The following is a 19,748-nucleotide window of genomic DNA, read 5'->3' as shown; positions in this document are numbered from 1 at the left end:
ATTTTTGTTGGTAAAAGGGCTTTTCTTCGGAATTGCCCTTTTTCATTTGGTCAATTTTAAAGATTGACCATTTATCTCAACTATCTTTTGGCTATCTTCGCCTTATGATTACTGTTGTTTTAATTGGCGCAGGAAATGTCGCTGTTCATATGGCTAAGGCAATGTATGCTGCAAATGAAGTTCATTTAATTCAGCGCTATGCCAGAAGTCTGAGAAATCAAGAATTCTTCAATTCTGAAATTCCATTTACAAAAAATTTATCAGAATTAATGCAAGCAGATCTATACTTGATTGCCATTAATGATGATGAGATTTCAAGTTTCTCAAAAAAATTAGAAGTTTCAGGTCTTGTTGCACACACTTCGGGTAGTATGGCCCTAAATGAATTGCAATGCAAATCTGGGAAAGGTGTCTGTTATCCTGTTCAAACCTTCTCGAAAAATGAATTATTGGAATACATCAATATTCCCTTTTGCCTAGAAGCCGAAAATAAAAGAGATCTAGAATTACTCAAGAAGTTTGCCAATTCCATTTCCAAAAATGTCTATGAAATAAATAGCAATCAAAGAGAAAAGCTCCATTTGGCAGCGGTATTTGCCAATAATTTTAGCAATCATATGTTTAAAATAGCCAATGATCTGTCAGAAGAAAATAATTTTTCGTTCGATATTTTAAAACCTTTACTTTTGGAGACTGTAAAAAAACTTAATCATTTGAGCCCTATTCAAGCGCAAACAGGACCAGCCAGACGGAATGATCAAAAAGTAATTGCTAAACATCTCAAACAACTATACCAAACTGAAAAAGAAATATACCAAGTGATTACTAAGTCTATCATAAAAACATATTCATAAAAATAATGGAGAAGAATTATAAAGAAATCATGACCAACATAGATACATTCATTTTTGATGTTGATGGAGTTTTAACCGATGGCTCTGTAACCATTTTCCCTAATGGTGAGCTTGTAAGAACAATGAATACAAAAGATGGTTTTGCCCTTAAAACTGCTGTAGAAATGGGATACAGGGTTTGTGTTATATCGGGTGGTACGAATGAGGGAGTAAAAAGTAGATTGAGAGGTTTGGGTATTACCGACATTTACTTGGGGGCACATCAAAAATTAGAACAATATCGAGAATATATAGAATTATATGATATTAACCCTGACAACGTGCTATTTATGGGAGATGATATTCCTGATTTACCAGTAATGGAGTTGGTAGGACTCGCCGCTTGTCCCAATGATGCTGTACCGGAGATTAAGCATATTTCAAAATACGTTTCACAAAAAAAAGGTGGCAAGGGCTGCGCACGCGATGTGATTGAGCAAGTGTTAAAAGTTCAAGACAAGTGGCATACAAGTTTTGATGCCAAATATTTTTAAAATGTCTTCAAAAGATGGTTTACATAAAATTCCTGTTTTACGCTGGATCATAAATTTTTTAGAACGAATTAGACTACCCGGTTTCGAAGGAATGTCGGTCTATGAAATTTTAGAAATGTACATCACAGGAATTATAAAAGGAACGCTTACTACAAGGGCCGGAAGTATTGCTTTTAGCTTTTTTATAGCTCTTTTCCCATTTGCCCTGTTTATATTAACTTTAATTCCCTTTGTTCCTATTCCTGATTTTCAAGAGGATTTTATGGAACTCATTTTCAATTTCACACCCTCACAAAGCTCTAAAGAAGCAATTGCCTATGTGCTTAATGATATTGCCAATAACAAGTACGCCGAATTGCTTTCTTTTGGTTTCTTCCTATCGATGTTCTTAATGACAAATGGGGTAAACGCCATTTTAAATAGTTTTGAATACACCTATCACAATATCGAAACAAGGACTATTTTGAGACAATATTTTGTTTCATTGATCATCACTTTGATATTAGCTGTTGTTCTTATCATTTCAGTTGCCGGATTGATATTTTTTGAAATATTTTTGAATGATTTAACAGCAAATGGAATAGTTCTAGATACTGTGTTTTGGATGCGAATAATTCGTTTGCTTATTCTTGTAATGATTATCCTGATCAGTTTTTCAATACTTTTTTATTTTGGAACAAGAGAAGGAAGACAACTTGCTTTTTTTTCTCCAGGGACTATTTTAACAACCCTATTGTTTATCCTAAACTTTGAAATATTCGGAATTTATATTGAAAAATTTGCCCAATACAACAAGCTATATGGATCTATCGGTACAGTATTGGTCATCATGCTCTTTATTTACCTCAATTCTATAATTCTGCTTTTGGGTTTTGAATTAAATACAACCATCATCAAATTACACGAAGAAAAAAGTCAATAATTAAATCATAATAGTCTCATTTTCAAAGCCTTTTTTCAATTTTGGACTTTAGAAATAAAATCAATCGTTTAAGTAAATAAAGCCGACAAAAATCTTGTTTCAAGACCTTAAAACCTTGGGCTTTTCGTAAATTTGTGTAAAATTTTTTAAAATCATTACCATGAAATATAGAATAGAAAAGGATACCATAGGAGAGGTAAAAGTACCGGCAGACAAATATTGGGGTGCACAAACAGAGAGATCGAGGAACAATTTTAAAATTGGTCCTAATGCATCAATGCCAAAAGAAATTATAGTTGCTTTTGCTTACTTGAAAAAGGCGGCCGCTATGGCAAATGCTGAATTGGGAGTTTTAGACAATACAAAAAAAGACCTAATCTCGAAAGTTTGTGATGAAATTATAGAAGGAAAATTAGATGATCATTTTCCCTTGGTAATTTGGCAAACAGGTAGTGGTACACAAAGTAATATGAATGCCAACGAAGTTATAGCTCATAGAGCTGAAGAGTTGGCAGGTGAAAAATTAGGTACAGATAAAAAAGTTTTATCACCAAACGATGATGTAAATAAATCTCAATCGTCAAATGATACCTTCCCAACTGGGATGCACATTGCTTGCTATAAAATGATTGTTGAAAAAACCATTCCTAGGGTGAAACAATTAAGAGATACCTTGTATAAAAAATCTATCGAATTTAAAGATGTGGTGAAAATTGGAAGAACCCACCTGATGGATGCCACTCCCCTAACTTTGGGTCAAGAATTTAGCGGATATGTATCTCAACTAGATCACGGACTGAAAGCTTTGAATAATACCTTAGATCATTTAGCAGAATTGGCCTTAGGAGGTACAGCTGTGGGAACCGGATTAAATACTCCAAAAGGCTATGACGTACTCGTAGCTAAAAAAATTGCAGAATTGACCGGCTTACCTTTTAGAACAGCTGAAAACAAATTTGAAGCTTTGGCCTCTCATGATGCAATTGTTGAAAGTCATGGAGCTCTAAAACAATTAGCTGTATCCTTAAATAAAATTGCAAACGATATCAGAATGTTAGCTTCAGGGCCTAGAAGTGGTATCGGTGAAATTATCATCCCTGCAAATGAACCGGGGTCTTCAATTATGCCGGGAAAGGTTAATCCCACGCAATCTGAAGCCATGACCATGGTTTGTGCTCAAGTAATGGGTAACGACGTGGCTATTACCATAGCCGGAACTCAGGGTCATTATGAATTGAATGTTTTTAAACCCGTAATGGCCTATAATTTCTTACAAAGTGCAGAATTGTTAGGTGATGCTTGTGTTTCTTTTGATGAACACTGTGCTCAAGGGATCGAACCTAATCACAAAAGAATTAAAGAATTACTCGATAATTCTTTGATGCTTGTAACCGCATTAAATACGAAAATTGGTTACTACAAAGCAGCTGAAATTGCGAACACAGCTCATACTAATGGAACTACTCTAAAAGAAGAAGCTATAAATCTCGGATACGTTACGCCCGAAGAATTTGATGCCTGGGTAAGACCGGAGGATATGGTTGGAAGCCTAAAATAATTTAATCGAGTGTCCGATATTCTCGGACACTCTTTTTCTCTTTCTCTATGTGCAATTCATTTAACAAAAAATTTTTGGATGAAGCTTCAAAAAAGTTTCAGCAAAATGATCTTCCTGTCGATGAACATGAAAAATTTATGTCGATGGCTATCAATTTAGCCAAAGAGGGAATGGAAAATGAAGAAGGTGGTCCGTTTGGTTGTATCGTAGTAAAAGAAGGTCAGGTGATTGGTAGAGGCAATAATAAAGTAAGGAGTAACAATGATCCTACTGCACATGCAGAAGTTGTTGCCATTAGAGATGCCTGTTCTCATCTTAACGATTTTCAATTAACCGAATGCATTATTTATACTACTTGCGAACCTTGCCCTATGTGTTTAGGTGCCATTTATTGGGCTAGACCCCAAAAAGTATTCTATGCATCTCAAAAAGAAGACGCGGCAAAAATCGGATTTGACGATCAGTTTATTTATAAAGAACTTGATATAGATGTAAATAGTAGAAAAATTCCTTTCCAACAAATTTCCAGATTAGAATCCATAAAATTGTTCGAGATTTGGGAAAACAATAATTTTAAAAAACCATATTGATACAATGGTGAATTAAAGGTCTTTTATTTTTTTGAAATACAATTAAATATTGAACATGAAGTTTAATTCCTAGTAAAAGAGAATTTCTTTATAATTATACAAGCATTATCCTATAAATTACACATATCAATTGATTGATCCATATGGAGAAGAAACAATTATATAAAGATTTCCTGATCAAGAGGTTGAGAAAAACTTTGGGTGCTCAAAGTTCGGCACAAATAAGTGATTATTTGATAGCCAAACAGGCATTAAAATTTAGGGTAACCATACTTCATTTTATTCGAGATACGCTTTTTATTTTTCTCGGGGTAATTTGCGCTAGTTTCGGACTTACCGGATTTTTACTCTCAAATGGTTTTATCGACGGCGGTGTAACAGGAATTTCTTTGTTAATCAATGCAACAACTGGAATACCTTTATATTATCTTATAATTATAATCAATGCGCCATTTATCGTTTTGGGTTATTTCCAGATAAGTAGAAGTTTTGCAATCCGAAGCGTCTTTGCAATACTCGGCTTAGCCTTAGCACTGGCAACAATACAATATCCTATTATCACTTCTGATAAACTTTTAGTAGCAATTTTTGGAGGTTTTTTCTTAGGTGCAGGAATTGGATTAGCTGTAAGAGGTGGAAGCGTACTAGATGGCACCGAGGTTTTGGCAGTTTATCTTAATAGAAAAATAGGCCTAACCATAGGCGATTTAATATTAGTTTTTAACATTTTCATTTTCTTAACTGCAGCATATTTACTCTCTATTGAAACTGCGCTTTATTCAATTCTAACATATTTGGCTGCTTCAAAAACTGTAGATTTCATTATTGAAGGTGTGGAAGAATACATTGGCGTTACAATTATTTCTACCCATAGCGATGAGATTAGAGAAATGCTTACAGTTGATATGCGAAAAGGAGTAACTATTTTTAAAGGTAAAAGAGGATTTGGTAAACGCGGTGAAAATTTAAATGAAATTGATATAATTTATACGGTCACAACTCGTTTGGAAATAGCAAAATTGCAAACCGAAGTCCAGAAAATTGATATGAACGCCTTTATTGTGATGGACAGTGTAAAAGATCTTAAAGGAGGAATGATTAAGAGAAGACCGCTAAATGAACACGAATAATGTATAGCTTTTTTTACTATCTTGTTTTAAACAAAACTTAATTCAATGATCGATGTGTTTTCAAAAAAGGATGTGCATTCTACCATAGAGCGCATTAATAAATTAAATAAAGATAGTAAGCCAGAATGGGGTAAAATGAATGTTGCACAAATGCTGGCTCACTGCAATGTAGCTTACGATATGATTTATACCGATAAATATCCTAAGCCCAATGCATTAAAAGTTTTTATACTTCGAACGCTTTTAAAACCGTTTATCGTGAATGATAAACCTTATAAACAAGGTAGTCCAACTTCTAAAGAATTTAAAATAGTAGAGCAAGTAAATTTTGAATCAGAAAAAGCTAAATTGATTACGAACATTGAAAAAACAGCAGATCTGGGAAAAGATTTTTTTGAAGGGAAAGAGTCGCATTCTTTCGGTAAACTTACCGCCCAAGAATGGAATAGAATGTTTGGAAAACATTTGGATCATCATTTAAATCAATTTGGAATAGTAAAAGATAAATAAATATGACTATTAATCCTTTTCATTTGGCAATTCCGGTTAAGAATTTGGAATTGATGAGAAAATTTTATCGAGATATTTTGTCTTGTCCAGAAGGCAGAAGCACGGATATATGGGTTGATTTTAATTTTTTTGGACATCAGCTCGTAATTCACAAAGCTGATATTTCTGAAGACATCAAAAAAAGATTAACCAATCCTGTGGATGGCCATCATGTTCCCGTTCCACATTTTGGTGTTGTTTTAGATTGGCAAGATTGGGAAAATCTTGCTTTGGATTTAAGAAAAAAAGAAATCCATTTTGTCATTGAACCTTATGTTCGATTCAAAGGTGAAATTGGAGAACAAGGCACCATGTTTTTTCTAGATCCTGAGGGAAATGCATTAGAATTTAAGGCATTCAAAGACATAAAAAACCTGTTTGAAAAATAAATTCCAAACAGGTTGTTTTGATTTTTTAGAAACCCTGACTGGATAGTTTCATACGGTTTAAATATAACTCGTATTCCAACTCAGCAGATTGCAAGTTCGTCTTGTACTTTTTAGTACTTAATTGCTTACTTTTCTTCTTGCTTTTTTCAGAAGACTCCGGTTTCTCGCGATAAGATTTACCCATTTTCTGCAATTTTTAATTTAAAAAATAACGTTTAATAAACCTGTTTTATTATCGAAACAACAAAAATAAATAAGAAAACTTTACAAATTAAAAATATTTGAAAATAATTATTAATCTATTCTTTTAATGAAATCTTTCGCGTGATTTGCCGCTCTTGCAGTAAAAGCCATATAGGTAAGAGATGGATTTTGACAAGCGGAAGATGTCATAAAGGCGCCATCTGTAACATACACATTAGGGACAGAATGAATCTGGTTATTTTCGTTTAAAATAGAGGTTTTTGGATCTCTTCCCATCCTTGCGGTTCCCATTTCATGAATGCCATTTCCGGGATAAAAAGAATCTTTACTATCATAAGTTTGTACGTTTGTAAAACCTGCAGCTTTTAACATAGCGTAGGCTTCTTTCTGGATGTCTTCACGCATTCTTATTTCGTTTTCTTTAAACTCAACATCTAAATCAAACGTTGGCAATCCCCACTCGTCTAACTTATCGTAATTTAATGACATTTTATTGTCATGGTAGGGTAAACATTCCCCGAAACCACCTAAACCAATTCCCCACTTTCCGGGTTTTAACAATTCATTTTTGAGATCCTTACCGTAATTAAATTCGGCCACAGAGCGCTGCCAATTTGACCTGTTTGCTCCACCCTGATATCCATATCCGCGAATAAAATCTTTTTTTGACTTAGATCCTGGCATATTCACAAATCTCGGAATGTAAAAACCATTTGCCCTTCTACCTTTATAATATTTATTTTCAAAGCCATCAACGGATGCAGATGCTCCTGAACCCAACTGGTGGTCCATAATATTGTGTCCAAGTTCACCAGAATCGTTCCCCAAACCGTTAGGAAACCGTTCTGATTTAGAATGCATTAAAATTCCGGCAGAAGCCAAGGCAGAAGCACAGCAAAAAATAATTTTCCCTTCAAAAAACAACTCTTCTTTAGTTTTTGCATCTCTTATTTTTACACCTGTTGCCCTCTTTAGTTTATCATCATAAACAATTTCATAGGCAACAGAATCTGGTCTTATAGTTAAATTACCTGTTTTTTGCGCAGCAGGAATTGTAGAACTATTACTGCTAAAATAGCCTCCATAGGGACAACCTCGAATGCATCTATTTCTGTTCTGGCAATTCGACCTACCTTCAAGTACATTATCTCCCGTCTTATTAGCTACCCTGCCAATAGTTAATAACCTGTCGTTAAAATTTTCTTTAATTTTCTTTTGGAGCTCAAGTTCTGCACAATTTAATTCCATCGGAGGTGTAAACTTCCCATCTGGTAAATGATCTAAACCCAATTTTTCTCCTGAGACTCCTATAAATTCTTCAACTTTATCATACCAAGGTGCTATATCTGCATATCTAACAGGCCAATCCACACCATGCCCGTCATTTAAATTTGCTTCGAAATCCAAATCACTTAAACGATAAGACTGTCTACCCCACACCAGCGATCTTCCTCCTACTTGATAACCTCTAATCCAATCAAACCTTTTTGGTTCATTGTAAGGATGTTTGAGATCATCTACAAAAAAATGTTTGCTTTCCGGTTTTACAAGTGCACCATTCCAAAACCTTTTTTGCTTTTCCTGATTCTCTGTAGACTTAGTATTTTGCGCTCCGCGGTAATCAAAATCCCAGGGATCCATATTCATAGTTGGATAATCCTCAATATGTTTTACCATTCTTCCGCGCTCCAAAACCAACGTCTTTAATCCGTTTTCACATAATTCTTTTGCTGCCCAACCTCCTGATATACCTGAACCAATGACTATTGCATCGAATTTTGTTTTTTGTAAATCTGCCATTTTTTATGATTTAAAGAGACCAAGCATTACCCACATCACTCAAAGGAATACATCCTTGAAACACGCCGGGAACAGGATCGTAACTCAATATTTCTTCACCCACTTTCTCAGAAGTATAATAGCCAAACAAAGTGTAATACCTTATTTTCATAAGAAAGCTGTACAATAAATAATTTTCTTTGTCCGTCTCAGCAACTTCTGCTACTTTTTTATTTGTTAATGATTTTATTCTTTCTTGCTCTACTTCATTTATTGTAAACAATTCTTTAAAAATCGACTCTATATCAGTTCTGTTTGCATTAGATTTTTTCTTTCCTGCCTTGTTCTCTAATAATTGCCCAAATATCTCTCCACCAGATCTGAATAACTGCTGATTCTCTTTGGTTTCAACCGCATCTAGCATTTTATCAATAAACTGGGGAACATTAACATCTAGAGCTCCTGGCAAATCATCCTTAGGTAAAATAATATCAACCAAATGGCTGACCATACTTTGTTCATCAGGTGTTAAAAAAGAAGCTTTCCATGCAGGGTTTTGTTCTTTACATGAATTCAGGACACTTAACATGCTTGAAGTAGTTGCTACATAACCCAAACCTAGGGTTATGTTTTTTAATGCTGTTCTTCTATCCATTATGATCTATTTTTAACATTTTTATAAATTCCGCGGCGTGATTTGCTGCCCTCGCGGATAAGGCCATATAAGTTAGTGAAGGATTCTGACAACCCGCAGAGGTCATACAAGCTCCATCCGTAACATAGACATTTAAGACCGAATGCAACTGATTGTGTTTATTTAGAACCGAAGTTTTAGGATCATTACCCATACGAGCAGTTCCCATTTCATGGATACCAATTCCTAAATAACAATCATCATTATAACCTTTTACATTTTTAAAGCCTGCAGCTTTCATCATGGCAACTGCTTGTGTCACCATATCTTCTCTCATTCTAAATTCATTCTCCTTTAATTCCGCGTCAAACTGCAAAATGGGCAATCCCCATTCGTCTAGGGTATCATAGTTCAGTGTCACCATATTGTCATGATAGGGCAATACTTCTCCAAAACCACCCATTCCAATACTCCATTTTCCAGGCTTTAGCAATTTTTCTTTTAGTTCTATACCAAAACTCATTTCTGCAACTGCTCTTGTCCAATCTGAACGGCTAGATCCACCTTGGTAACCATAACCTCTTATGAAATCTTTCTTTTCTGACTTTTTATCGAGATTTTGAAACCTAGGAATATAAAACCCGTTTGGTCGTCTTCCCTTGAAATAGGAATCATCAAGATTATCTATTATTGCGCTTGCACCGGCACCTAAATGATGATCCATAATATTATGGCCAAGTTCTCCTGAATCATTACCCATTCCATCAGGAAATCGGTTCGATTTTGATTGCAATAAAATTTGTGTTGTGGGCATTGTAGATGCGCAACAAAAAATGATCTTAGCTTTAAATTCGATCTTTTCTTTTGTCTCAGCATCGATTACTTTTACACCCGTAGCTAATTTTTGTTTGTCGTCATAAACAATTTCATAGACAATAGAATTTGGTCTCAAGGTCATTTTCCCTGTTCTCTGCGCAGCTGGGAGTGTTGAGGCATTACTACTAAAATACCCACCAAACGGGCAACCACGAATGCACCTGTTTCTATACTGGCATTTTGCCCTACCCTCGAATTTTCCATCACCGGTAATATTAGCCGTTCGACCAATGGTAAGAAATCTATTTTCAAAATTTGATTCAATCCCTTCCTTTAAAATCTTTTCTGCACAAGTCAAGTCCATAGGCGGTGTAAACTTGCCATCAGGTAACTGAGGTAATCCTAAATTTTCACCTGAAACACCAATAAATTCTTCTACTTTATCATACCAAGGGGCAATATCCTGGTATCTAATAGGCCAATCTACTCCATAACCATCCAGCTTATTTGCTTCAAAATCAATGTCGCTTAATCTATAACTTTGCCGCCCCCAAGTTATCGACCTCCCTCCAACATGATAGCCTCTAATCCAATCTAATCGCTTTGTTTCTCCATAGGGGTGCTTTAAATCATCAACAAACCAATGTTTACTTTCAGGTTTAGTTACATAACCAGTTCTCGCTTGTTTTTCTTGTCTTTTATTTTCTTCCGGGGTACTTTGCTCTCTTAAATCAAAATCCCAAGGGTCCATATACATTGTAGGATAATCTTTTATATGCTCAATCATTCTACCTCTTTCTAAAACAAGGGTTTTAAGGCCATTTTCACAAAGCTCTTTAGCTGCCCAACCTCCAGATATTCCTGTGCCAATTACGATGGCGTCATATATTTCATTTTCAAGCGTGGTAATATTTTCAATCATAAAAAAATATCGAAATTCAATTACTAATAGTAGGTTCGGTTTAGGTCGTTTAATTTTAACGAAATTGTCACAATATATATATTATTTTTTATAAATTGTTAACCGTTTTTAAAAATAGAGAAAACACACCATTTAGCTTGTTCAATTTATTTCAATGAAATATCCTACACAATCCATACAACCTTATATTGATAATGAAATTGAGTATCATGCTGACACTTGTCTACCCTTAATTGATGCTGTATCAAGAAATAAGGTAAAATTCAATGCACTTGCTAGGTTTACTTATCCTGGCAGAAGATTAACCGAACAAACTTTTGGACTTAATAGCGTAGGCTATTGGGATGCCAATGAACCGCAAGATTGGGGATTAGACTGGCATAGAAATGAGGGTGTAGAAATTCATTTTTTAGAATCTGGCACCATGCCCTATAGTCAAGAGAACAAACATACCATCTTATCTCCTAACCAATTAACAATTACTCGTCCTTGGGAAATACACAAAGTTGGAAATCCTAAAATAAATATGGGTAAATTCTATTGGGTCATTTTAGACGTTGGAATTAGAAGGCCTCATGAAAAATGGAAATGGCCAGATTGGATTATTCTAACTCCAGAAGATCTAGAAAAGTTAACCAAATTATTGCGCCACAATAACAGAAGTGTTTGGGACGGAAATAAAAAAATTCGGAATTGCTTTTTACGGATCGGTCAGACTGTGGATGCCGACAAAAACGGCAGCAATGCTTCAATGGTAAGAATATTAATTAATGAATTATTGCATTTGCTTTTAGATTTAATTGACAGACAAGATATTGATCTAAATGAATCGTTAACAGATAGTTTACATAGTGTTAAACACTTTCTTAACGAATTAGATAGCAATTTATTTGAAGATTGGACGATAGAAAAAATGGCAGATTCTGCTGGTATGGGAACTACCCGTTTCACACACCATTGCAAACAACTAACCAATCTTACACCAATGAGATATTTGATGATGAAGCGATTAGAATTGTCTAAATACTCATTATTGTATCATAAAAAGCAATCAATCACAGATATAGCATATAAATGTGGCTTTTCAACAAGCCAATATTTTTCAACTGTTTTTAAAAAACATGAAAAATGTACCCCTCAGGAGTTCCGAGAAAGAGTGATGGATGAATTAACGATTTAATGTTTAATTTTTTTCAATGAATTAAAATAAACAGAAAAGACAACTACTTTCCGTACATTTCCCTTCAGAATTATTTTTTCAACAACTCAAAATATGAAAAGAAGACAGTTTTTAATAAAATCTGCACAGACTTCGGCCGCAATTTCACTAATATCTCCTTATTCTTTTTTAGATTCAACAGAAAAAAATGATCTTTTCTTTAAAATTTCATTGGCGCAATGGTCTTTGCACAATGCTCTTTTCGCAAAAGAAATGGATAACCTCGATTTTGCAGCAAAGTCTCGACAGTTTGGCTGTGAAGGATTAGAATATGTCAATGCCTTTTTCAAAGATAAAGCAAAGGATAAAGCATATTTAGCCGAAATGAACAATCGGGCAAAAAATGAAGGTCAACAAAATGTTTTGATAATGATCGATGGTGAAGGTAATCTAGCTGATGCTGAGACACAAAAAAGATTAGTCGGTATAGAGAACCATCATAAATGGATCGATGCTGCACATTACTTAGGATGCCATGCAATACGGGTGAATTTAGGAGGTGGAGTTGATAGAGATGAAGCAGTGAAGGCAAGTGTTGATTCCTTAACCAAATTGTCCGACTATGCAAAAGGTTCAAATATTAATATTTTAGTAGAAAACCATGGTGGTTTTTCTTCTGATGGCGCTTGGATGACAAAAGTGTTTTCTCAAGTACATAATAGTAATTGTGGCACACTACCTGATTTTGGAAACTTCTGTATTACACGTAAAAATGATGAATGCACAGAAATGTATGACCGTTATAAGGGAATGGCAGAATTACTACCCTTTGCAAAGGCAGTAAGTGCTAAGTCTAATGACTTTAATGCAGATGGAGATGAAATTCATACAGATTTTTACAAGGTAATGAAGATGGTGAAGGATGTTGGCTATAAAGGATATGTTGGAATTGAATATGAAGGAAAGAAAGAGAGTGAAGAAAAAGGAATAGAGCTAACTAGAGACCTATTGATCAAAGTAGGAAAAAAGTTATCATAATTTAAATATTTATTAAACTCTAACTATATGACAAATAAAAAGAAAGGTTTTACGCTGTCTCGCAGAGATTTTGTGAGTAAAACCCTTGCAGCTTCTGCAGGAATTAGTATTGTTCCCTCATATGCCATTAGTGGCCTAGGACATGTTGCTCCAAGCGACAAACTCAACATTGCAGGAATTGGTATTGGTGGTATGGGATTTGCCAATCTTAAAAACATGGAAACCGAGAATATTGTTGGTTTATGTGATGTAGACTGGAAATATTCAGACCGTGTTTTTAAACATTATCCAAAAGCAAAAAAATACAAAGATTTCAGAAAGATGTACGATGAAATGGGTAAGGATATTGATGCTGTTATGGTAAGTACTGCTGATCACACCCATGCTATTGTTGCTGCCCAAGCTATAGCCATGGGCAAACATGCATATGTGCAAAAACCTTTAACCCACACTGTATATGAATCTCGATTATTAACCAAATTAGCCGATAAACATCAGGTAGCTACACAAATGGGTAACCAAGGAGCTTCCGAAGAAGGAGTAAGTTTAGTGGCAGAATGGTTAGCAAACGGTGAAATTGGCGAGGTTACAAAAGTAGAAGCTTTTACAGATCGTCCTATTTGGCCACAAGGTTTAGAAAGACCTGAAGCTATGACGGCACCAAGTACTTTAGATTGGGATTTGTTTATAGGACCTGCCAAGATGAGACCATACAATGAAATTTACACACCTTGGAACTGGAGAGGTTGGTGGGATTTTGGAACTGGGGCTTTAGGTGATATGGCTTGTCATATCTTACATCCTGTATTTGTTGGATTAAATTTGGGGTACCCAACCAAAGTAAATGGTAGCTCTACCCTATTACTTGCAGATTCTGCTCCAAATGCAGAGAAAGTAAGTATTATTTTCCCTGAAAGGAAACCTACCTCAAATATGAAAATTAAACTCCCAGAAGTAGAAGTTACATGGTATGACGGTGGTTTGCAGCCCGATAAACCAGCTGGTTGGCCTGAGGGAAAAGACATGAATAATCAAGGTGGTGGCGTAATTTTCCATGGAACCAAAGATAAAATAATTTGTGGCTGTTATGGAAGAGATCCATGGTTACTATCAGGTAGAAAACCTAATTCTCCAAAATTCAGAAGAAGAATAGATGTTTCTCACGAGCAAGATTGGATTCGTGCAGCAAAAGAAAGTGCTTCTAATAGAGTACCAACTTCTTCAGATTTTAAAGAAGCAGGTCCTTTTAATGAAATGGTCGTAATGGGCGTTTTAGCTGTGAGGTTACAAACCTTGAACAAAACACTTAACTGGGACGGAGAAAATATGAAATTCACGAATATTAGTCCGAATGATCAAATTAAAATCATTACCAAGGATAAATTTAAAATTCATGATGGTCACCCAACTTTTGATAAGGAATATACCGATCCTGTAAGCGCAAATGATTTTGCCGCTGAATTGATCAAACATAATTACCGCGATGGATGGAAACTTCCTGATATGCCTGTTTAAAAAAAAATTAAAAATATTATAAAAATGAAAAGAATATCAATAGTTATTGTTTTAATACTTCTAGTTTCTGCAGTAGCCTGTAAAAAAGCTGAAAATACTGATACAGAAACTGCGCCTAAAGAAGAAGTAAAAGAAGTCGTTTCTGCCGAAGCTCCGTTAAATGGATTAAGTGCTGAAGAAGAAAAAGATGGTTGGATGCTTTTGTTTAATGGTACCAGTACAGATGGTTGGCGCGGTTATAAAAAGGACCACTTTCCAGCAGGTTGGAAGATTGTAGATGGAACAATTATGTGTGAAGGATCTGGTCGTGGCGAAGCCGGAGCTAAAGATGGTGGAGATATTATTTATGATAAGGTTTTCCAAAACTTTCATTTAAAATTGGATTGGAAGATTTCTAAAGGTGGTAACTCTGGAATTTTTTATTTAGGACAAGAAGAATTAGATTTTATCTGGAAAACTGCGCCCGAAATGCAGGTACTTGATAATGTAAATCACCCCGATGCAAAATTAGGAGTTGACGGAAACAGGCAAGCTGGATCCTTATATGATTTAATCCCTGCAAAACCGCAAAATGCAAATCCTTTTGACGAATGGAATTCAATTGAAATAATTGTTTATAAAGGAACCGTTGTGCATAAGCAAAATGGTGTAAATGTAGTCGAATACCATCTTTGGACTCCTGAATGGAATGAAATGGTAGCAAACAGTAAATTTCCTGCCTTGAACGCAGAGTGGGCTGACGTCGCCAGCAAAGGGCTTATTGGATTACAAGATCATGGAGACGATGTATGGTTTAGAAATATCAAAATCAAGGAACTCGATTAATTGTTTTTTTAAACTTTTACCGAATTATTACAATATGAAACTCCTTGGTCTTTCCAAGGAGTTTTTTTAAAAGTAAAAAATACTGAATATGAGAAAATTGAGAATGGGGATGATTGGCGGTGGTCAAGGTTCATTTATTGGTGAAGTGCACAGAATTGCAGCTCGCTTAGACGGGCACATAGACTTGGTTTGTGGTGCATTTAGCAGCACCCCTGAAAGATCACTAGAATCAGGAAGAGCATTGCATATCCAAGAAAATAGGTGCTATGCCAATTTTGAAGAGATGATAGAAAAAGAAAAAAATCTTCCTTCAACAGAAAGGATGGACTTTGTAGCTATTGTTACACCAAACCATATGCATTTTTCGCCTGCAAAATTAGCCCTACAAAATGGTTTTCATGTTGTATGCGATAAACCCTTAACACTAACCCTCGAAGAAGCTTTTTCACTGGAAAGGATTGTAAATTCAAGTGGTCTTCTTTTTGTACTTACTCACAATTACCCAAGTAGTCCCATGATTCAGCAAGCAAGAGCCATGGTATTGGAAGGTGAATTCGGTCAGATACGTAAGGTAGTCGTTCAGTATTTACAAGGCTGGCTTTCAACTGCTTTAGAAAATACAGGGCAAAAGCAAGCCGCATGGCGTGTAGACCCAAGTAAATCAGGAATTGGAGGAGCTTTGGGAGATATTGGAACACATGCCCACAATTTAGTAGAATTTACCACCGGATTAAAAATAGTAGAGTTAGCAGCAGATTTGGGTAAATTTGGTAAAAACAGGGTTTTAGATGATGATGGAAATGTACTAATTAGACTAGAAAATGGTGCAAAAGGAAGTTTATCCTTTTCTCAAATAGCCCTTGGTGAAGAAAATAATTTAGCAATTAGTGTATATGGAGATAAAGGTAGTTTTACCTGGCGACAAGAGAATCCGAATGAGTTAGTAACTAGATGGTTAGATAAACCTAAGACTATCTATACACCAAATGGTGTATCAACAAGTTCAATAGCTTCCAGCTTTTCCAGGATACCTGCAGGCCATCCTGAAGGATATTTGGAGGCATTTGCAAATATTTACAAGAATTTCGCAATTCATCTCAATGAATATTTAGATGGAAAAATGAATGGTCCTGCTAATTATCCGGGTATCAAGGAAGGTGTTCGCGGGATGCAATTTATTTATGCATGTGTGAATAGTAGCGAAAATAATAGTGATTGGAAAAAAATTTAAAAGATGAAAACAATTAAAGGTCCTGCCGTTTATTTAGCTCAATTTATGGGAACTAACCCTGAGAAAAATCAACTCGACCCCATGTGTAAATATTTTAGCGAACTTGGCTACAAGGGAATACAATTACCAGCATGGGAAAATAGGTTATTCGACTTAAAACTAGCGGCAGAAAGCAAAAACTATTGCGATGAATTAAAAGGAATTGCAGCACAATCCAATTTAGAAATTGTAGAAATGGCTTCTCATTTACAAGGACAATTGGTAGCTGTGCATCCTGCCTACGATCAGCTTTTTGATGGTTTTGCTCCAGTTGATTGTAGAAATAATCCTAAAAAAAGGACTGAATGGGCGATTCAGCAAATGAAGTATTGCGCAGAAGCAAGTAAAAATTTGGGTATAAATGTTCATGGTACTTTTTCAGGGGCTCTTTTGTGGCACACAGCTCATCCGTGGCCCCAAACGCCAAATGGATTGGTAGAACTTGGATTTAAGGAGTTAGCAAAGAGATGGTTACCTATTTTAAATCATTTTGATAAAATGGGTGTTGATGTTTGCTATGAAATACATCCGGGTGAAGACCTCCATGATGGTATTACCTTTGAACGCTTTTTAGAAGCAACAGGAAATCACAAACGTGTTCATATCTTATATGACCCTAGTCATTTCGTGCTACAGCAACTTAACTATTTAGATTATATAGATATCTATAAAGAGCATATTAAAATGTTTCATGTAAAAGATGCTGAGTTCAATCCAACCGGAAAGTCTGGCACTTTTGGTGGCTACCAAAAATGGATAGACAGAGCTGGAAGGTATCGTTCACCTGGAGATGGACAAGTAGATTTTAAGCAAATTTTTTCTAAACTAACCCAGTATAATTGTGATGTCTGGGCAGTGATGGAATGGGAATGTTGTATAAAGAGTCCTGAACAAGGTGCACAAGAAGGGGCTCCATTTATTGAAAAATTGATGATTGAATCAACAGCGAAAAGCTTTGATGATTTTGCAGGAAGCAATCAAAATGATTTAAAAACTTTACTTGGACTATCATGAAAAAAAAGTTCACACTTATTATGTATTTTCTAACATTTTCTGCTGTTTTTAGTCAAGAGAATACAACTTCAAAACCGGAAGACACAGAAGTTTGGAGCCCAAAACCACCCATTGTTATTCCTTCTAATGAATCTAGAGCACCTTCTGATGCCATTGTTTTATTGGATGGGAGTAGTTTATCCAAATGGGAAAGTACCAAAGATGCATCTGGACCAAAATGGATATTAAACTCAGACAGCAGCATGACTATTTTACCGGGAACTGGTAGTATCCAAACGAAAGAAAAATTTGGTGATGTACAACTACATATCGAATGGAAATCTCCCATAGAATTAGAAAAAACAGGGCAAAACAGAGGGAATAGCGGTGTTTTTCTGCAAAAGAGATATGAAGTACAAGTGTTAGATAATAATTCCAATGACACTTATTCAAATGGTCAAGTAGCATCTATTTATAAACAATCGATCCCCCTAGCGATGGCTTCTAATAAAACAGGCGAATGGAATAGTTATGACATAATTTTTCATGCACCAAAATTTGACCCTCAAGGCAATCGAATAAAAAAAGGAACCATAACCGTGTTACATAACGGAATTTTGGTTCAAGATCATTACGAATTGGAAGGTACTACAGAGTATATAGGCCAACCAAAAAAAGTAGCACATGGAGAAGATTCGCTAGAATTACAAGATCATGGCAGCGAAGTAAGTTACAGAAATATTTGGCTTAGAAAGTTAAATGAATAAAATCAAATAGAAAGAATTGTATGAAAATCAATTTAAAAACGATCATTTTATTACTTGTATCATTTTTAGTAGGTTTTTTCGGCTTTAAACAAACATTTGAATATTTTAAAGGTAAAAATCAAAAACAAGAAAAAACTGATTTATTTGTAGTTGAAACCAATCCTGGTTGGACGGCTCTTTTTGACGGAAAATCTTTTCGAGGATGGCATGGTTATGGAATCGATTCAGTTCCTGATTCTTGGAAAATTATTGATGGTGTGATGGTCTTTAAACCCGATTTTGAAAATCGAAGCGGGCTAAATAATCTCGTCACTGATAAAGAATATGAGAGTTTTATCTTGTCGTTAGATTGGAAAATTGAAAAGCAAGGAAATAGTGGTGTTTTTTGGTCAGTTCAAGAAGTAGACAGCTTGGCGGTACCCTATCTCAGTGGTCCGGAAATACAAATTCTAGACGATGAAAATCATTCAGATCGTAATGATTCATTTAAAAGAAGTGGTGCGTTGTTCGGTATCGTTCCGGTCGAAAAATCATTTTCAAAACCGCTGGGAGAATGGAACAACCTTATCCTAAAAATCGATCATAAAAAAAATATTGGTGAAGTGACTTTAAATAACAATATTCTCTATCAATTTCCAGTAAACGGAGAAGCATGGGAAAATCTTATTGCAAAATCTAAATTTAAAGACTGGGCAGCTTTTGGTAAATCTAAAAAAGGAAGGATTTCCTTACAAGACTTTGCGGGAGGCGTTGCTTTTAGAAATATCCAGATCGAAGAGTTATAAATATCTTTCTTGTATTATTTTAATATGATGAATTGAATGACCGCTAATAATAAAACCAACAGCTCTCACAGACATATTGCTACCACTAGCTAAACCAATTTTTGCGAAGTCATTCTCGTTAAAACTAGTAAATAAAGAAATACTGGCATCACGTACAGTTTGAAATTCATTAATCAATGATTCCATATCTCTTTGGTTCGCTCTAGAATTTTCTACATAATCATTTTCTTCAAAACCAGGAAGAGGGGTTTTATCTTCACGTGAAAATCTTAAGGCCCGGTAGGCAAAAACTCGTTCTGCATCGATTAAATGTTGTAATAATTCTAAAACCGTCCACTTCTTTTCTGCGTATTGATATAAATACTTTGCGCGAGGAATCTGCTTAAAAAAATTAAGTGTATTTGTCTTGTTTTCTTTCAATAAATCTAAAAGACTCAATCCACTATTTAATGCATTTTCAATATATCCTGAATAAAATGGAGCGTATTCTTCTTTATTTATCTCATTCATAATTAA

At 35.1% G+C, this 19,748-nt stretch carries 20 protein-coding genes; 16 read left to right on the top strand and 4 right to left on the bottom strand.

The window, feature by feature from the left end:
- Positions 1–104 precede the first annotated feature (104 nt).
- The 8 genes from ACFQ39_RS10500 (at position 105) to ACFQ39_RS10465 (ending at position 6,525) form a co-directional block, all read left to right on the top strand.
- On the top strand, positions 105–854 hold the full coding sequence (locus tag ACFQ39_RS10500) for a Rossmann-like and DUF2520 domain-containing protein (RefSeq protein WP_377178803.1): 750 nt from the start codon (positions 105–107) through the stop codon (positions 852–854).
- A gap of 5 nt (positions 855–859) precedes the next feature.
- Complete coding sequence (locus ACFQ39_RS10495) at positions 860–1,387, top strand: KdsC family phosphatase (protein ID WP_377178801.1); 528 nt, start codon at positions 860–862, stop codon at positions 1,385–1,387.
- Position 1,388: 1 nt separating this feature from the next.
- Positions 1,389–2,309 (top strand): YihY/virulence factor BrkB family protein, encoded by a 921-nt coding sequence (locus tag ACFQ39_RS10490; protein ID WP_377178799.1) that lies wholly within the window; start codon positions 1,389–1,391, stop codon positions 2,307–2,309.
- A gap of 160 nt (positions 2,310–2,469) precedes the next feature.
- Complete coding sequence (gene fumC / locus ACFQ39_RS10485; protein WP_377178797.1) at positions 2,470–3,867, top strand: class II fumarate hydratase; 1,398 nt, start codon at positions 2,470–2,472, stop codon at positions 3,865–3,867.
- Positions 3,868–4,004: 137 nt separating this feature from the next.
- Positions 4,005–4,457 carry a nucleoside deaminase gene (locus tag ACFQ39_RS10480; protein ID WP_377179990.1) on the top strand — a complete coding sequence of 151 codons (453 nt, stop codon included), beginning with the start codon at positions 4,005–4,007 and terminating at the stop codon, positions 4,455–4,457.
- Between the two features lie 143 nt (positions 4,458–4,600).
- Complete coding sequence (locus ACFQ39_RS10475) at positions 4,601–5,587, top strand: YitT family protein (RefSeq protein WP_377178795.1); 987 nt, start codon at positions 4,601–4,603, stop codon at positions 5,585–5,587.
- A gap of 45 nt (positions 5,588–5,632) precedes the next feature.
- Positions 5,633–6,097, top strand: coding sequence for a DUF1569 domain-containing protein (locus ACFQ39_RS10470; protein ID WP_377178793.1), 465 nt, complete (start codon positions 5,633–5,635; stop codon positions 6,095–6,097).
- A 2-nt stretch (positions 6,098–6,099) separates the two neighbouring features.
- On the top strand, positions 6,100–6,525 hold the full coding sequence (locus tag ACFQ39_RS10465) for a VOC family protein (RefSeq protein ID WP_377178791.1): 426 nt from the start codon (positions 6,100–6,102) through the stop codon (positions 6,523–6,525).
- Positions 6,526–6,819: 294 nt separating this feature from the next.
- Here the strand turns inward: ACFQ39_RS10465 and ACFQ39_RS10460 are convergent, their stop codons facing one another.
- From ACFQ39_RS10460 to ACFQ39_RS10450, 3 genes are read right to left on the bottom strand one after another with little or no spacing between them, the layout of a single operon-like run.
- Positions 6,820–8,529 carry a GMC oxidoreductase gene (locus ACFQ39_RS10460; protein ID WP_377178789.1) on the bottom strand — a complete coding sequence of 570 codons (1,710 nt, stop codon included), beginning with the start codon at positions 8,527–8,529 and terminating at the stop codon, positions 6,820–6,822.
- Between the two features lie 10 nt (positions 8,530–8,539).
- Complete coding sequence (locus ACFQ39_RS10455) at positions 8,540–9,163, bottom strand: gluconate 2-dehydrogenase subunit 3 family protein (protein WP_377178787.1); 624 nt, start codon at positions 9,161–9,163, stop codon at positions 8,540–8,542.
- A complete protein-coding gene (locus ACFQ39_RS10450; protein ID WP_377178785.1) occupies positions 9,156–10,880 on the bottom strand; it encodes a GMC oxidoreductase in 1,725 nt (574 codons plus the stop codon). Before ACFQ39_RS10450 ends, ACFQ39_RS10455 begins: the two co-directional genes overlap by 8 nt.
- A gap of 154 nt (positions 10,881–11,034) precedes the next feature.
- On the opposite strand from ACFQ39_RS10450, the gene ACFQ39_RS10445 reads away from it, so the two are divergent.
- From ACFQ39_RS10445 to ACFQ39_RS10410, 8 genes are all read left to right on the top strand, one after another.
- Complete coding sequence (locus ACFQ39_RS10445; RefSeq protein WP_377178783.1) at positions 11,035–12,060, top strand: helix-turn-helix transcriptional regulator; 1,026 nt, start codon at positions 11,035–11,037, stop codon at positions 12,058–12,060.
- 93 nt (positions 12,061–12,153) lie between these two features.
- The gene (locus ACFQ39_RS10440) at positions 12,154–13,077 is read left to right on the top strand and encodes a sugar phosphate isomerase/epimerase family protein (RefSeq protein WP_377178781.1); all 924 of its coding nucleotides are present in this window, start codon (positions 12,154–12,156) and stop codon (positions 13,075–13,077) included.
- Between the two features lie 27 nt (positions 13,078–13,104).
- The gene (locus tag ACFQ39_RS10435; protein ID WP_377178779.1) at positions 13,105–14,592 is read left to right on the top strand and encodes a Gfo/Idh/MocA family oxidoreductase; all 1,488 of its coding nucleotides are present in this window, start codon (positions 13,105–13,107) and stop codon (positions 14,590–14,592) included.
- Positions 14,593–14,616: 24 nt separating this feature from the next.
- Complete coding sequence (locus ACFQ39_RS10430) at positions 14,617–15,417, top strand: 3-keto-disaccharide hydrolase (RefSeq protein WP_377178777.1); 801 nt, start codon at positions 14,617–14,619, stop codon at positions 15,415–15,417.
- A gap of 88 nt (positions 15,418–15,505) precedes the next feature.
- A complete protein-coding gene (locus ACFQ39_RS10425) occupies positions 15,506–16,648 on the top strand; it encodes a Gfo/Idh/MocA family protein (RefSeq protein ID WP_377178775.1) in 1,143 nt (380 codons plus the stop codon).
- A gap of 3 nt (positions 16,649–16,651) precedes the next feature.
- Complete coding sequence (locus tag ACFQ39_RS10420) at positions 16,652–17,701, top strand: sugar phosphate isomerase/epimerase family protein (RefSeq protein WP_377178773.1); 1,050 nt, start codon at positions 16,652–16,654, stop codon at positions 17,699–17,701.
- Complete coding sequence (locus tag ACFQ39_RS10415) at positions 17,698–18,447, top strand: 3-keto-disaccharide hydrolase (RefSeq protein ID WP_377178771.1); 750 nt, start codon at positions 17,698–17,700, stop codon at positions 18,445–18,447. The genes ACFQ39_RS10420 and ACFQ39_RS10415 overlap by 4 nt, the downstream gene beginning before the upstream one ends.
- A 20-nt stretch (positions 18,448–18,467) precedes the next feature.
- Positions 18,468–19,232, top strand: coding sequence for a 3-keto-disaccharide hydrolase (locus tag ACFQ39_RS10410; protein ID WP_377178769.1), 765 nt, complete (start codon positions 18,468–18,470; stop codon positions 19,230–19,232).
- On the opposite strand, the gene ACFQ39_RS10405 is transcribed toward ACFQ39_RS10410, so the two are convergent.
- Positions 19,227–19,742 carry a DinB family protein gene (locus ACFQ39_RS10405; RefSeq protein WP_377178767.1) on the bottom strand — a complete coding sequence of 172 codons (516 nt, stop codon included), beginning with the start codon at positions 19,740–19,742 and terminating at the stop codon, positions 19,227–19,229. The genes ACFQ39_RS10410 and ACFQ39_RS10405 overlap by 6 nt on opposite strands.
- Positions 19,743–19,748: the final 6 nt, after the last annotated feature.

Origin of the sequence: Namhaeicola litoreus, from assembly GCF_042679565.1 — a bacterium.
In the GTDB taxonomy this organism is placed as follows: domain Bacteria; phylum Bacteroidota; class Bacteroidia; order Flavobacteriales; family Flavobacteriaceae; genus Namhaeicola; species Namhaeicola litoreus.
Note: the sequence above shows the minus strand (reverse complement) of the source record. Positions and strands in the feature narration are given on the sequence as shown.